The organism is Pseudomonas sp. GM21 (assembly GCF_000282215.1).
Taxonomy (GTDB): domain Bacteria; phylum Pseudomonadota; class Gammaproteobacteria; order Pseudomonadales; family Pseudomonadaceae; genus Aquipseudomonas.
The window spans coordinates 130,584-144,740 of sequence record NZ_AKJS01000010.1 but is presented as its reverse complement, the minus strand read 5'-3'; the positions used below and the strand labels follow the sequence as shown (position 1 = coordinate 144,740).

Annotated in this window: 14 protein-coding genes and 2 tRNA genes; 15 read left to right on the top strand and 1 reads right to left on the bottom strand. The window is 56.7% G+C overall.

Annotated features, from left to right (window positions below):
* Window positions 1-9 precede the first annotated feature (9 nt).
* Window positions 10-414 carry a hypothetical protein gene (locus PMI22_RS26495; protein ID WP_007942890.1) on the top strand — a complete coding sequence of 135 codons (405 nt, stop codon included), beginning with the start codon at window positions 10-12 and terminating at the stop codon, window positions 412-414.
* 9 nt (window positions 415-423) lie between these two features.
* On the opposite strand, the gene PMI22_RS26500 is transcribed toward PMI22_RS26495, so the two are convergent.
* Window positions 424-732: a YhbY family RNA-binding protein gene (locus PMI22_RS26500; RefSeq protein ID WP_007942889.1), complete on the bottom strand. Its 309-nt coding sequence runs from the start codon at window positions 730-732 to the stop codon at window positions 424-426.
* A 101-nt stretch (window positions 733-833) separates the two neighbouring features.
* On the opposite strand from PMI22_RS26500, the gene rlmE reads away from it, so the two are divergent.
* The 14 genes from rlmE to rpsO all read left to right on the top strand — a co-directional run bounded on the left by rlmE (window position 834) and on the right by rpsO (window position 13,977).
* A complete protein-coding gene (rlmE, locus tag PMI22_RS26505) occupies window positions 834-1,460 on the top strand; it encodes a 23S rRNA (uridine(2552)-2'-O)-methyltransferase RlmE (protein ID WP_007942887.1) in 627 nt (208 codons plus the stop codon).
* Window positions 1,461-1,662: 202 nt separating this feature from the next.
* Window positions 1,663-3,573: an ATP-dependent zinc metalloprotease FtsH gene (gene ftsH, locus PMI22_RS26510; RefSeq protein WP_033048677.1), complete on the top strand. Its 1,911-nt coding sequence runs from the start codon at window positions 1,663-1,665 to the stop codon at window positions 3,571-3,573.
* Between the two features lie 8 nt (window positions 3,574-3,581).
* The gene (folP, locus tag PMI22_RS26515) at window positions 3,582-4,433 is read left to right on the top strand and encodes a dihydropteroate synthase (protein WP_007942884.1); all 852 of its coding nucleotides are present in this window, start codon (window positions 3,582-3,584) and stop codon (window positions 4,431-4,433) included.
* Window positions 4,434-4,449: 16 nt separating this feature from the next.
* Window positions 4,450-5,787, top strand: a complete 1,338-nt coding sequence (gene glmM / locus PMI22_RS26520; RefSeq protein ID WP_007942882.1) for a phosphoglucosamine mutase — start codon at window positions 4,450-4,452, stop codon at window positions 5,785-5,787.
* A 66-nt stretch (window positions 5,788-5,853) separates the two neighbouring features.
* Entirely contained in the window at window positions 5,854-6,609 is a 756-nt protein-coding gene (gene tpiA / locus PMI22_RS26525) for a triose-phosphate isomerase (RefSeq protein WP_007942877.1), read from the top strand.
* 4 nt (window positions 6,610-6,613) lie between these two features.
* Window positions 6,614-6,997 (top strand): preprotein translocase subunit SecG, encoded by a 384-nt coding sequence (secG, locus tag PMI22_RS26530; RefSeq protein WP_033048675.1) that lies wholly within the window; start codon window positions 6,614-6,616, stop codon window positions 6,995-6,997.
* A gap of 22 nt (window positions 6,998-7,019) precedes the next feature.
* A tRNA-Leu gene (locus PMI22_RS26535) sits at window positions 7,020-7,105 on the top strand.
* A 96-nt stretch (window positions 7,106-7,201) separates the two neighbouring features.
* Window positions 7,202-7,278, top strand: a tRNA-Met gene (locus tag PMI22_RS26540).
* A gap of 138 nt (window positions 7,279-7,416) precedes the next feature.
* Entirely contained in the window at window positions 7,417-7,875 is a 459-nt protein-coding gene (gene rimP, locus PMI22_RS26545) for a ribosome maturation factor RimP (protein WP_010463487.1), read from the top strand.
* Window positions 7,876-7,922: 47 nt separating this feature from the next.
* Window positions 7,923-9,404, top strand: coding sequence for a transcription termination factor NusA (nusA, locus tag PMI22_RS26550; protein ID WP_007942874.1), 1,482 nt, complete (start codon window positions 7,923-7,925; stop codon window positions 9,402-9,404).
* 27 nt (window positions 9,405-9,431) lie between these two features.
* Entirely contained in the window at window positions 9,432-11,963 is a 2,532-nt protein-coding gene (gene infB, locus PMI22_RS26555; RefSeq protein ID WP_007942873.1) for a translation initiation factor IF-2, read from the top strand.
* 159 nt (window positions 11,964-12,122) lie between these two features.
* Window positions 12,123-12,524, top strand: a complete 402-nt coding sequence (rbfA, locus tag PMI22_RS26560) for a 30S ribosome-binding factor RbfA (protein WP_007942872.1) — start codon at window positions 12,123-12,125, stop codon at window positions 12,522-12,524.
* A 3-nt stretch (window positions 12,525-12,527) separates the two neighbouring features.
* Complete coding sequence (truB, locus tag PMI22_RS26565; protein WP_007942871.1) at window positions 12,528-13,445, top strand: tRNA pseudouridine(55) synthase TruB; 918 nt, start codon at window positions 12,528-12,530, stop codon at window positions 13,443-13,445.
* Between the two features lie 262 nt (window positions 13,446-13,707).
* Window positions 13,708-13,977, top strand: coding sequence for a 30S ribosomal protein S15 (rpsO, locus tag PMI22_RS0129015; protein WP_003177875.1), 270 nt, complete (start codon window positions 13,708-13,710; stop codon window positions 13,975-13,977).
* The last annotated feature ends 180 nt before the right edge of the window (window positions 13,978-14,157 follow it).

The following is a 14,157-nucleotide window of genomic DNA, read 5'->3' as shown; positions in this document are numbered from 1 at the left end:
GCGGGCGCCATGGCTTGGCAGCTGACTCAGATGTTGTGGGTCGGCGGTCTGTGGCTGTTATACATCGGTTTGGTGCCGGCGTTGGGCCGAGTAGGTCTGGCGCCGCTGCTGATCGACGAAATTGCAGGCACGCTGAACGCGCTGATGGTGGGATTTGCCGCAGCGTGTGTGATTTTTCAGGCTTTGGTGCTGGTACAGGCCGAGGGCCTTGCCAGTCTATGGCGCGATATTCGCGGGCAACTGCTGATGATGGCGCTGTATGCGAGCGCGATGTTTTTCGTCGTGCGCCTTGGGTGGCCGGATGCAGTGCGTTGGCAGGTATTCGGCTATCTTGTTCTGGGATTTACCGGGCTGGTGCTGGTGTTGCAGCCGGAACCGGGAAGGAGCGGCAGGGTGCGCGAAGCACACCCTTGACCCTTGCCATCACTTGAAGCGATGAACGTTCGACAGCTGCTTGTTGACGCTGAAGTTCTTGCGGTAAATCAGTGCCATCTTGCCGATGACCTGAACCAGATCCGCTTTACCGACCTTGCAGAGTTCTGCAATGGACGCCAGGCGCGATTCGCGATCGAGGATGTTGAGCTTGATTTTAATCAGCTCGTGATCCGCCAAAGCGCGTTCAAGTTCGGCTAACACACCTTCAGTCAAACCGTTGTCAGCCACAATCAAAACTGGTTTCAGATGGTGGCCAATGGATTTGTACTGTTTCTTCTGCTCTTGAGTGAGCGGCATAATCTGACCCTTTCGTCTGGATTCTGTAAAATGGCGGCCATTTTACCCGAGGGCTCGTGGATCCGCCCAATTAATCACGACCCTTATCATCGAGGTGCCCAATGGCGCGTTCCAAGACAAGCCTTGGTTGGCTGAAAAGACATGTCAACGATCCCTATGTGAAGCAGGCGCAGAAGGATGGCTACCGCTCGCGTGCGAGTTACAAACTTCTGGAGGTCCAGGAGAAATACAACCTGATCCGTCCCGGCATGAGCGTTGTCGACCTGGGCGCGGCGCCCGGGGGGTGGTCGCAGGTGACTAGCCGTCTGATCGGTGGTCAGGGGCGTCTGATCGCTTCGGACATTCTGGAAATGGACAGCATTCCGGACGTGACTTTCATCCAGGGTGACTTCACCGAGGACGAAGTGCTCGCGCGGATCCTTGAAGCCGTGGGTAATTCGCAGGTGGACCTTGTGATTTCCGATATGGCCCCCAATATGAGTGGTACGCCTGAAGTGGACATGCCCAAAGCCATGTTTCTTTGCGAGCTGGCGCTTGATTTGGCGGAACGGATACTCAAGCCGGGTGGTAATTTCGTGATCAAGATTTTTCAGGGCGAAGGGTTTGATGTTTACCTGAAGGATGCTCGTCGGAAATTCGATAAGATCCAGATGATCAAGCCAGACTCTTCGCGTGGCAGTTCCCGCGAGCAATACATGCTGGCTTGGGGTTACCGCGGTAGTGAGTAAAACGAGGTTTTTTGGCGGGGCGATAGGTTTTTCGTATTTCGCCCCGCGAGCATTAGCGAATATTGTGTAGAAAGTGTTTCACAAAGGGTTACAGACGGCGCCTGCCAGAGCCGTAGGTAATGTAGTAAGTTAGGCCGGTGAATATCATGCGAAGCGCGCGCCATTAGCGGCGCTAGCTTCAGAGGGTAGTTAATTGAACGATATGGCAAAGAATCTGATCCTGTGGTTGATCATCGCGGCTGTCCTGGTGACAGTGATGAACAACTTCTCCAGCCCTAACGAGCCGCAGACCCTCAACTATTCCGACTTCATCCAGCAGGTCAAGGATGGCAAGGTCGAGCGCGTAGCGGTTGACGGCTACGTGATTACCGGTAAACGCACCGACGGCGACAGCTTCAAGACCATTCGTCCGGCAATCCAGGACAACGGCCTGATCGGCGATCTCGTGGACAACCACGTCGTGGTCGAAGGCAAACAGCCTGAACAGCAAAGCATCTGGACTCAGCTCCTGGTCGCAAGCTTCCCGATCCTGGTGATCATCGCCGTGTTCATGTTCTTCATGCGGCAGATGCAGGGCGGAGCGGGCGGTAAAGGCGGACCGATGAGCTTCGGCAAGAGCAAGGCGCGCCTGCTCTCCGAAGACCAGGTAAAAACCACATTGGCTGACGTTGCCGGTTGCGACGAAGCCAAGGAAGAAGTCGGCGAACTGGTCGAATTTCTCCGTGATCCGGGCAAGTTCCAGCGCCTGGGTGGTCGTATTCCTCGCGGCGTACTGATGGTCGGTCCTCCGGGTACCGGTAAAACCTTGCTGGCCAAGGCAATCGCCGGCGAAGCGAAAGTGCCATTCTTCACCATCTCCGGTTCCGACTTCGTTGAAATGTTTGTCGGCGTCGGTGCCAGCCGTGTTCGAGACATGTTCGAGCAGGCCAAGAAACACGCGCCATGCATCATCTTTATCGATGAAATCGACGCCGTTGGTCGCCACCGTGGCGCCGGCATGGGCGGCGGTCACGATGAGCGGGAGCAGACTCTCAACCAGTTGCTGGTAGAGATGGACGGCTTCGAAATGAATGACGGCATCATCGTTATCGCTGCAACCAACCGCCCTGACGTATTGGACCCGGCATTGCTGCGTCCAGGTCGTTTCGACCGTCAGGTTGTGGTGGGGCTGCCAGACATACGTGGTCGCGAACAGATTCTCAAGGTTCACATGCGCAAAGTGCCGATGGGTGACGACGTCGCTCCAGCGGTAATCGCTCGCGGTACACCTGGTTTCTCAGGTGCAGACCTGGCTAACCTGGTGAACGAGGCTTCTTTGTTCGCCGCCCGTGCCGGCAAGCGCATCGTCGAAATGAAAGAGTTCGAACTGGCGAAAGACAAGATCATGATGGGCGCCGAGCGCAAATCCATGGTCATGTCCGAGAAGGAAAAGCAGAACACTGCTTATCACGAAGCCGGCCACGCTATCGTTGGTCGCGTCGTGCCTGAGCATGATCCGGTCTACAAGGTCTCTATCATCCCGCGCGGTCGTGCGCTGGGTGTGACCATGTTCCTGCCGGAAGAAGATCGTTACAGCCTGTCCAAGCGTGCGCTGATCAGCCAGATCTGCTCGCTGTACGGTGGCCGTATCGCTGAAGAAATGACCTTGGGCTTCGATGGTGTCACCACCGGTGCGTCCAACGACATCATGCGTGCCAGCCAGATTGCGCGAAACATGGTGACCAAGTGGGGCTTGTCGGAAAAACTCGGTCCGTTGATGTATGCCGAAGAAGAGGGTGAAGTGTTCCTCGGTCGCGGCGGCGGTGGTCAGGGCGCAAGCTTCTCCGGTGAGACCGCCAAGCTGATTGACTCGGAAGTACGCAGCATCATCGATCAGTGCTACGGCACGGCCAAGCAGATCCTCACGGATAACCGCGACAAGCTTGATGCCATGGCGGACGCCTTGATGAAGTACGAGACGATCGATGCTGATCAGATCGACGACATCATGGCGGGTCGTGCGCCTCGCGAGCCTCGTGACTGGTCAGGCGGTACCGGTACTTCCGGAACACCTCCGGTAGTACAGGATGAGCGTCCGGAAACACCGATCGGCGGTCCCGCTGCTGACGTATAAGGTTTGAAATGACTTCTGTTCAGTCCTCAACCCGGTTGCCTTGCGGCAACCGGGTTCTTGATTTGGCCCAGACACATGTCATGGGCATACTCAACGTCACTCCTGATTCCTTTTCTGATGGCGGCCGATACAGCCAGCTCGATGCAGCTCTGCGCCACGCCGAGTCAATGGTGGCGGCAGGCGCAACGCTGATAGATGTCGGTGGCGAGTCAACCCGTCCAGGTGCCCGGGCGGTTTCGCCGCTTGAGGAGCTGGAGCGCGTTGCGCCTATCGTCGAGCGCATCCATCGCGAGCTGGATGTGATTATTTCGGTCGATACCTCCACGCCAGCGGTCATGCGCGAGACTGCGCGGCTGGGTGCGGGTCTGATCAATGATGTGCGCTCGCTACGTCGAGACGGTGCCCTGGATGCAGCAGCAGCCACCGGGTTGCCCGTGTGTCTGATGCATATGCTCGGTGAGCCGGGCGATATGCAGGACAATCCGTACTACCAGGACGTCACCAAAGAAGTGGGAGTATTTCTCGCTGAGCGCATGGCTCAGTGCGCGTCGGTGGGTATCCCGCCGGAGCGGATTATTCTTGATCCGGGTTTTGGGTTCGCTAAAACCTTGCAGCACAATCTAAGCTTGTTTAAGCATATGAAAGCCTTGCATGCCTTGGGGCGACCTCTGTTGGTCGGAGTTTCGCGAAAGAGCATGATTGGTCAGGCCTTGAATCGACCGGTTGGTGAGCGTCTGTATGGTGGTCTGGCGCTCGCAGCGCTGGCTTCGGCCAATGGGGCGCGTATATTGCGCGTCCATGATGTAGCCGAAACAATGGACGTGGTGCGGATGATCGCCGCAGTGGAATCAGCCGAATAAAAATGATGGAGCACTTATGAGCAAAAAATATTTTGGCACCGACGGTATTCGTGGCCGGGTCGGTGAATATCCGATCACTCCTGATTTCATGCTCAAGCTCGGCTGGGCTGCGGGCATGGCGTTTCGCAAGATGGGCGCCTGCAAGGTGCTGGTTGGCAAAGACACCCGAATCTCTGGCTACATGTTCGAGTCGGCACTCGAGGCCGGTCTGACGTCGGCAGGCGCTGACGTGATGCTGTTGGGCCCGATGCCTACACCGGCGATCGCCTACCTGACGCGCACCTTTCATGCCGAAGCCGGCATCGTGATCAGTGCCTCGCACAATCCTCACGATGACAACGGCATCAAGTTCTTCTCCGGAAAGGGCACCAAGCTTCCGGATGAAGTCGAGTTGATGATTGAAGAGTTGCTCGATACGCCGATGACTGTGGTTGAATCGAGCAAGATTGGCAAAGTTTCGCGTATCAACGATGCCTCTGGCCGTTACATTGAATTCTGCAAAAGCAGCGTCCCGACCAGTACCAGCTTCACGGGCCTGAAGATCGTCATCGACTGCGCCCACGGCGCAACCTACAAGGTTGCCCCGAGCGTGTTTCGTGAGTTGGGGGCTGAAGTCGTTGTGCTGTCTGCTCAGCCTAATGGCCTGAACATCAATGACAATTGCGGTTCGACCCATATGGGCCAATTGCAGGCTGCGGTATTGGCTGAGCACGCAGATCTGGGTATTGCTTTCGATGGTGACGGTGATCGCGTCCTGATGGTCGATCACACTGGCGCCATCGTTGATGGCGACGAGCTGCTGTACATCATCGCCCGCGATCTGCATGAGCGGGACAAGTTGCAAGGTGGCGTGGTCGGTACGTTGATGAGTAACCTGGGGCTGGAGCTGGCCCTGGCTGATCTGTCGATTCCATTCGTGCGTGCCAACGTTGGCGACCGGTATGTCATCGCTGACTTGCTTGAGCGCAACTGGTTGGTCGGTGGTGAGAACTCGGGGCATATCGTCTGCTTTAACCACACCACTACAGGTGATGCGATCATCGCGGCATTGCAGGTTCTGATGGCGCTGAAAAGGCGTTCAGAAGGTCTGGCGCAGGCTCGTCAGGCGCTTCGCAAGTGTCCGCAGGTGTTGATCAATGTCCGATTTGGTGGCGGTGCGAATCCGCTCGATCATCCGTCGGTCAAGGAAGCCAGTGATCGTGTTACCAAGGCTATGGCGGGTCGTGGTCGTGTGCTCTTGCGCAAGTCCGGCACGGAGCCATTGGTGCGTGTCATGGTTGAAGGTGAGGACGAAACACAGGTTCGCGGTTACGCCGAAGAGCTGGCAAAACTGGTTACTGAAGTTTCTGCCTGAATTCGGCTTGCCAGCCATGATTGTGTTGGGTAACATCTGCGCCCACTTTGACCGACGAGGTACAGCATGCGTCGCCCTATGGTAGCTGGTAACTGGAAGATGCACGGTACCCGCGCCAGCGTCGCTGAGCTGATCGATGGCCTTGGTCATCTGGCCTTGCCGAGCGGTGTTGATGTAGCGGTATTCCCGCCTTGCTTGCATATCAATCAAGTGATTGATGGTTTGGAAGGAAAGTCGATTTCGGTCGGTGCGCAGAACTCTGCGATGGAATCCGGGCAGGGCGCATTGACCGGTGAAGTTGCGCCGAGTCAGTTGGTGGATGCAGGCTGTTCCCTGGTGCTTGTCGGGCACTCTGAGCGCCGCCAGATAATCGGCGAGCGAGACGAGATACTGATTCGCAAGTTCGCAGCGGCACAGGCATGTGGCTTGATTCCGGTGTTGTGTGTAGGGGAGACCCTTGAGCAACGTGAAGCCGGGAAAACTCTTGAGGTTGTCGGGCGTCAGCTAGGCAGTATCATTGAGGAGCTGGGTGTCGGTGCTTTTGCAAATGCAGTAATTGCTTACGAGCCGGTCTGGGCCATTGGTACCGGGCTGACTGCTTCACCGCAACAAGCGCAGGATGTGCATGCAGCCATTCGCGCCCAGTTGGCGGAAGAGAATTCTGAAGTCGCACAAGGTGTGCGGCTTCTATACGGCGGCAGCGTGAAGGCGGCCAATGCGGTCGAACTGTTCGGCATGCCGGATATCGATGGGGGGCTCATTGGTGGAGCTTCCCTGAATGCAGATGAGTTCGGTGCGATTTGTCGCGCCGCGGGAAACTGAAAAAATGCTGGAAACAGTCGTAGTCGTTTTTCATCTGCTGGGTGCATTGGGCGTAGTTGCTCTGGTATTGCTGCAGCAGGGTAAAGGTGCGGATGCTGGCGCGTCTTTCGGAGCAGGTGCTTCAAATACTGTGTTCGGAAGCCAAGGTTCCTCTACCTTTCTTAGTAAGTTTACTGCTATACTTGCCGCAGGTTTCTTCATAACCAGCTTAGGGTTAGGTTACTTTGCTAAAGAGAAAGCTCAGCAGCTGACTCAAGTAGGTCTCCCAAATCCGGCAGTGATGGAAGTTCCAAAGCAGCAGCCGGCTTCTGATGATGTCCCGGTGCTTCAAGAGCAAAAGTCGGCTACTCCAGCGACTGACGTACCTCCAGCTCAAGAGCAGAAGTAAGAAGGGTTTCAAGCGTAGTATTGCCGAGGTGGTGGAATTGGTAGACACGCAACCTTGAGGTGGTTGTGCCCATAGGGTGTAGGGGTTCGAGTCCCCTTCTCGGTACCAATTATCAGGAGAGCCCGCTGTTGCGGGCTTTCTTGTAGGTGGAAGGTTACATTGACCCTGTTAGGGATCGGTCGTATACTTCTGCCCCAGCTTTGTCGCGGGGTGGAGCAGTCTGGTAGCTCGTCGGGCTCATAACCCGAAGGTCGTCGGTTCAAATCCGGCCCCCGCAACCAGTTTAAGGAGCCCCTTTTAAGGGGCTTTTTGTTAGCTGGACACTTTCTACGCCGCTGTTCGACGGCGTTTCAAGGATGGGCGTTTCGCCCATTTTTTTATTTTGCATAGCATGCACATACATGCACGAGGGGGTTCAGGTGTCGAGCAAGCTAGAAGAGTTGCAGGCCTTGTTGGCCCCGGTGGTCGTGGCCCTGGGCTATGAATGCTGGGGTATCGAGTTTTCGGCTCAGGGTCGTCACTCGATGTTGCGCGTTTATATCGATAAAGAGGGCGGTGTACTGGTGGACGATTGCGCCATTGTCAGCCGTCAAATCAGCGGTGTCCTGGATGTTGAAGATCCGATTGCCGTTGAATATACCCTTGAGGTTTCCTCGCCTGGCATGGAACGCCCGCTGTTCACTATTGAGCAGTTTGCAAAATTTGCCGGTGAACAAGTGAAGATCAAGCTGCGCTCGCCTTTTGAAGGACGACGCAACTTTCAGGGCCTTCTGCGTGGTGTAGAAGAGCAGGACGTCGTGGTGCAGGTAGAAGACCATGAGTTCCTGTTGCCGATCGATATGATCGACAAGGCCAACATTATTCCCAGTTTTGACTGAGACGCGGATCCCGCGGATCCAATGGCTTGCGAAAGGCGAGGCGTACGATGAGCAAAGAAGTACTGCTGGTTGTTGAGTCGGTATCCAATGAAAAGGGCGTACCGGCAAACGTAATTTTTGAAGCGCTGGAGCTGGCTCTGGCCACTGCTACCAAAAAGCGTTTCGAGGACGAAGTCGATCTGCGTGTGGAAATCAATCGCCACACGGGTGCTTACGAGACATTCCGTCGTTGGACGGTCGTTGAAGAAGCAGATTTGGACGATCCGGCCATTGAAACCTGGCCGAGCAAGGTTGCCGAAACGCATCCTGGTTCCAAGGTTGGCGATGTCGTCGAAGAAAAAATCGAATCCATTGAGTTCGGCCGTATCGCTGCACAGACTGCCAAGCAAGTCATCGTGCAAAAAGTTCGTGAAGCCGAGCGCGCTCAAGTCGTTGATGCCTATCGCGAGCGCCTGGGAGAAATCATCTCCGGCACCGTGAAGAAAGTGACCCGCGACAACGTGATCGTCGATCTGGGCAACAACGCTGAAGCGTTGCTGGCTCGTGAAGACATCATCTCTCGCGAAACCTTCCGTGTCGGCGTGCGTCTGCGTGCGCTGCTCAAGGAAATCCGCACCGAGAACCGCGGCCCGCAGCTGATCCTGTCGCGTACCGCGCCGGAAATGCTGATCGAGTTGTTCCGCATCGAAGTGCCGGAAATCGCTGAAGGCCTGATCGAAGTAATGGCTGCGTCCCGTGACCCGGGTTCGCGCGCCAAGATCGCGGTCCGCTCCAAGGATAAACGCATCGACCCGCAAGGCGCTTGCATCGGTATGCGCGGTTCGCGCGTCCAGGCAGTGTCGGGTGAGTTGGGCGGTGAGCGTGTGGATATCGTCCTGTGGGACGACAACCCGGCTCAGTTTGTGATCAATGCAATGTCGCCGGCTGAAGTGGCGGCAATTATCGTTGACGAAGATGCCCATGCAATGGACATCGCCGTTGGCGCAGATAACCTGGCTCAGGCCATCGGTCGTGGTGGTCAGAACGTGCGTCTGGCTAGCCAATTGACTGGCTGGACCCTGAACGTGATGACCGAATCGGACATCCAGGCTAAGCAGCAAGCAGAAACCGGCGACATCCTGCGCAACTTCATCGACGAGCTGGAAGTCGACGAAGACCTGGCACAGGTGCTGGTAGATGAAGGCTTCACCAGCCTGGAAGAGATTGCCTACGTACCGTTGGAAGAAATGCTCAACATCGACGGCTTTGACGAAGAAACCGTCAACGAGCTTCGCGCTCGTGCCAAGGATCGTTTGTTGACCAAAGCCATCGCTACTGAGGAAAAGCTGGCAGACGCCCATCCGGCCGAAGACCTGCTCTCGCTTGAGGGTATGGACAAGGATTTGGCGATGGAACTGGCGGTGCGCGGCGTAATTACCCGCGAAGACCTGGCCGAGCAGTCTATTGACGACCTGCTCGACATCGACGGCATTGACGATGATCGTGCCGGCAAGTTGATCATGGCCGCCCGAGCCCACTGGTTCGAGTAATTAGGCGCGGCCTGAGGAGAGAAGTGCATGACGCAAGTCACGGTGAAACAACTGGCCGATGAGGTCAAAACACCGGTAGAGCGCCTGTTGCAGCAGATGCGTGAGGCAGGTCTGCCGCACACCGCCGCCGAAGAAAATGTGACTGACAGTGAGAAGCAATCGTTGCTGACTCATTTGAAAAGCAGCCACAAGGCGAAAGTGGAAGAACCACGCAAGATCACGCTGCAGCGTAAAACCACCAGCACCCTGCGTGTTGCTGGCAGCAAAAGCATCAGCGTTGAAGTCCGTAAAAAGAAAGTGTTCGTACAGCGCAGCCCGGAAGAAATCGAAGCCGAGCGCAAACGCGAACTGGATGAACGTCGCGCAGTAGAAAATGTTGCTCGTCAGAAGGCTGAAGAAGAAGCCAAGCGTCGCGCCGAAGAAGAAGCGCGTCGCCAGCCTGCTGCTGCGCAATCGGCTACTTCCGGCGCTGTTGCTGCGCCTGCTGCAGTTGCCGAACCTGTGCGTGAAAGCGCGCCGGTTGTAGCGGCTGCACCAGCACCGTCTGCTGACGTTCGCAACAAGCAGAACGAGCAGCGCCGTCCGGACAAACCACGTGCCGACGATAACAATCGTCGCAGCGGCGGTGGCGATGGAGAGCGCAAAAACGCTCCGCATCGTGCTTCGGTCAAAGAGAAAGCACCTGCGCCACGTGTTGCGCCACGTACTACCGACGAAGAAAGCGATGGCTTCCGTCGTGGTGGTCGCGGCAAGGCCAAGCTGAAGAAACGCAACGCCCACGGTTTCCAGAGCCCAACCGGCCCTGTCGTGCGTGATGTGCAGATTGGCGAGACCATCACTGTTGGCGATCTCGCCAATCAGATGTCGGTCAAGGCTGCTGAAATCATCAAGTTCATGTTCAAACTGGGTACTCCAGCGACCATCAACCAGGTACTGGATCAGGAAACTGCTCAGCTGGTAGCCGAAGAGCTGGGCCACAAAGTGACCCTGGTCAGCGACACCGCCCTGGAAGATTCCCTGGCCGAGTCCCTGAAGTTTGAAGGTGAGACGTTCTCCCGTGCACCGGTTGTGACCGTAATGGGCCACGTTGACCACGGTAAAACCTCGCTGCTCGACTACATCCGTCGTGCCAAGGTAGCTGCTGGCGAAGCCGGCGGTATCACCCAGCACATCGGTGCGTACCACGTTGAAACTGATCGCGGCATGGTCACTTTCCTCGACACCCCGGGTCACGCCGCGTTTACCGCAATGCGTGCTCGTGGTGCCAAGGCGACCGACATCGTGATCCTGGTGGTTGCAGCGGACGACGGCGTGATGCCGCAGACCATTGAAGCCGTTCAGCACGCCAAGGCTGCCGGTGTTCCACTGGTTGTTGCAGTGAACAAAATCGACAAGCCGGGCGCCGATCTCGATCGCATCCGTAGCGAACTGTCGGTTCACGGCGTGACCTCGGAAGAGTGGGGCGGCGACACCCCGTTCGTATCGGTTTCGGCGAAAGTCGGTACTGGCGTGGACGAGTTGCTCGAAGCTGTTCTGCTGCAAGCCGAAGTTCTCGAACTTAAAGCAACACCTTCGGCCCCTGGCCGTGGCGTTGTGGTTGAATCGCGTCTCGACAAAGGTCGTGGCCCGGTAGCTACCGTTCTGGTTCAAGACGGTACCCTGCGCCAAGGCGACATGGTCCTGGTCGGTTCGAACTATGGCCGTGTACGTGCCATGCTCGACGAGAACGGCAAGCCAATCAAAGAAGCCGGTCCTTCCATCCCTGTCGAGATCCTCGGCCTGGACGGTACCCCGGACGCTGGCGATGAGATGAGCGTGCTGTCGGACGAGAAGAAAGCCCGTGAAGTGGCTCTGTTCCGTCAAGGCAAGTTCCGCGAAGTCAAGCTGGCCCGTGCTCACGCCGGCAAGCTGGAAAACATCTTCGAAAACATGGGTCAGGCAGAGAAGAAGACGCTCAACATCGTCCTCAAATCCGACGTCCGTGGTTCGCTGGAAGCGTTGAACGGTGCCTTGAACGGCCTGGGTAACGACGAAGTGCAAGTGCGTGTTGTTGGTGGCGGTGTCGGTGGTATCACCGAATCAGACGCTAACCTGGCACTGGCCTCCAACGCTGTACTGTTCGGCTTCAACGTGCGTGCCGATGCTGGCGCTCGCAAGATCGTCGAGCAGGAAGGTCTGGATATGCGTTACTACAACGTGATCTACGACATCATCGAAGACGTCAAGAAAGCCCTCACCGGTATGCTGGGCAGCGATGTTCGCGAGAACATCCTGGGTATCGCTGAAGTGCGTGACGTGTTCCGTTCGCCGAAGTTTGGCGCGATTGCCGGTTGCATGGTTATCGAAGGTGTTGTTCACCGTAACCGTCCAATCCGTGTACTGCGTGAAGACATCGTTATCTTCGAAGGCGAGCTGGAATCCCTGCGCCGCTTCAAGGATGACGCTTCCGAAGTACGTGCCGGCATGGAATGCGGTATTGGCGTCAAGAGCTACAACGACGTCAAACCTGGCGACAAGATCGAAGTTTACGAGAAGGTTCAGGTTGCTCGCAGCCTCTGACTCGCGCACTTCAAGGGCCACGGCGAGCCGCCGCATGCAAGTGCGCGGCACGGCGTCAGGACTCTAAACGCAACGCCCGGTCTGGCTTTTGTCAGGCCGGGCGTTTGCCGCTTTCAGACCCCTCGGGTTTCACCGTGGGGCAGTAACAGGTAACAAGACATGGCAAAAGAATACAGCCGTACCCAACGTATCGGCGATCAGATGCAGCGTGAGCTGGCACAGCTGATCCGTCGTGAAGTCAAAGACCCGCGCGTCGGCTTGGTCACCATTACCGCTGTTGAAGTCAGCCGTGACGTCGGTCACGCCAAGATCTTCATCACCGTGATGGGTCAGGACAACGCCGAAGACATCGCACAAAGCATCAAGGTGCTCAACTCCGCCGCTGGTTTCCTGCGTATGCAGTTGGCCCGCGAAATGAAGTTGCGCAGCGTTCCTCAGTTGCACTTCCACTACGACGAAAGCGTCGTGCGTGGCGCGCACCTGTCGGCCCTGATCGAGCGTGCGGTGGCTGAAGACAATCAGCACCCGGTAGCCGCTGAACCCGAAGACGCCAAGGAGTAATCGGTGGCTCAGGTCAAACGTATCCGTCGTAACGTCAGCGGCATCATCCTGCTCGACAAGCCGCTGGGGTTCACCTCCAACGCCGCGTTGCAGAAGGTCCGCTGGTTGCTGAACGCCGAGAAGGCCGGACACACCGGCAGTCTCGATCCGCTGGCCACCGGCGTGTTGCCGTTGTGCTTCGGTGAGGCGACCAAGTTCTCGCAGTACCTGCTCGACTCTGACAAGGCTTATGAAACCCTGGCGCAACTGGGCAAGACCACCACCACGGCCGATGCCGAGGGTGAAGTTTTGCAGGAACGCCCGGTGACCGTTGGTCGCGCCGATGTCGAAGCTGTTTTACCCGGTTTTCGTGGGCAAATCAGTCAGATACCGCCGATGTACTCGGCGCTCAAGCGTGATGGTCAGCCGCTGTACAAGCTGGCCCGTGCAGGCGAAGTAGTGGAGCGCGAACCGCGTTCTGTTACTATTGCGCGCTTGGAATTGCTGGCCTTTGAAGGTGATACTGCGCGGCTTGCGGTGGATTGCAGCAAAGGCACCTATATCCGCACCCTGGTGGAGGATATTGGTGAGAAACTCGGTTGTGGCGCTTACGTTGCTGAACTGCGACGTACCCAGGCCGGGCCTTTCACGCTGGCGCAGACCGTCACGCTTGAAGAGCTGGAAGCGGTACATGCCGAAGGCGGCAATGAAGCGGTTGATCGCTTCCTGATGCCATCGGACAGCGGCCTGCTGGATTGGCCTCTGTTGCAGTTCTCGGAGCACAGCTCGTTCTACTGGCTTAACGGCCAACCGGTTCGAGCCCCGGATGCACCGAAGTTCGGCATGGTACGGGTACAGGATCACAACGGTCGCTTCATCGGTATCGGTGAAGTGAGCGAAGACGGGCGCATCGCGCCACGTCGACTGATTCGGTCAGAATGACCGGAACCAGTTTGGTGTAAAAGCGTAGCGAGCGAAGGGAAGACAAGGAAAAAACAGGCGAGGAAGCGGAGTTGACTGCTGTCAATGAGCATTCCGAGCCGGTTTTTGACGCAGGATTACCAAGCGCAGCAGCTTTTGCACAAACTGGGACGAGGGTGGCTGTTAACAGGCACGGTCACTACTCATTTTTAGATACAGGGATTTGTCCCTGGCCTGTTGAAGCTGTTTTTCTGAAACAGTTTCCTGATAAAAGGATTGCCTCATGGCTCTCGACGTTCAAGAAAAAGCTCAAATCGTAGCTGACTACCAGCAAGCTGTTGGTGACACTGGTTCGCCAGAAGTGCAAGTTGCACTGCTGACCCACAACATCAACAAGCTGCAAGGTCACTTCAAGGCCAACGGTAAAGATCACCACTCCCGTCGTGGTCTGATCCGCATGGTAAACCAGCGCCGTAAGCTGCTGGACTACCTGAAAGGCAAGGATCTGGGTCGTTATCAGACTCTGATCGGTCGCCTGGGTCTGCGTCGCTAATAAGCGATTGCGCTAGAGGTTGGTTGTCTGTCGCGCGTCAGTGGGTTTCCCGCTGGCGCATGGCAGGCTCCCAGCCTCAAGTTTTATCTGGATATACGTTTTACCCTGGACAGGCGTTGGGCCGACTCCCGACATTGCCCAAGAATTTCGCAAGAAGACAAGTTCCCCAAGAGCCACAAA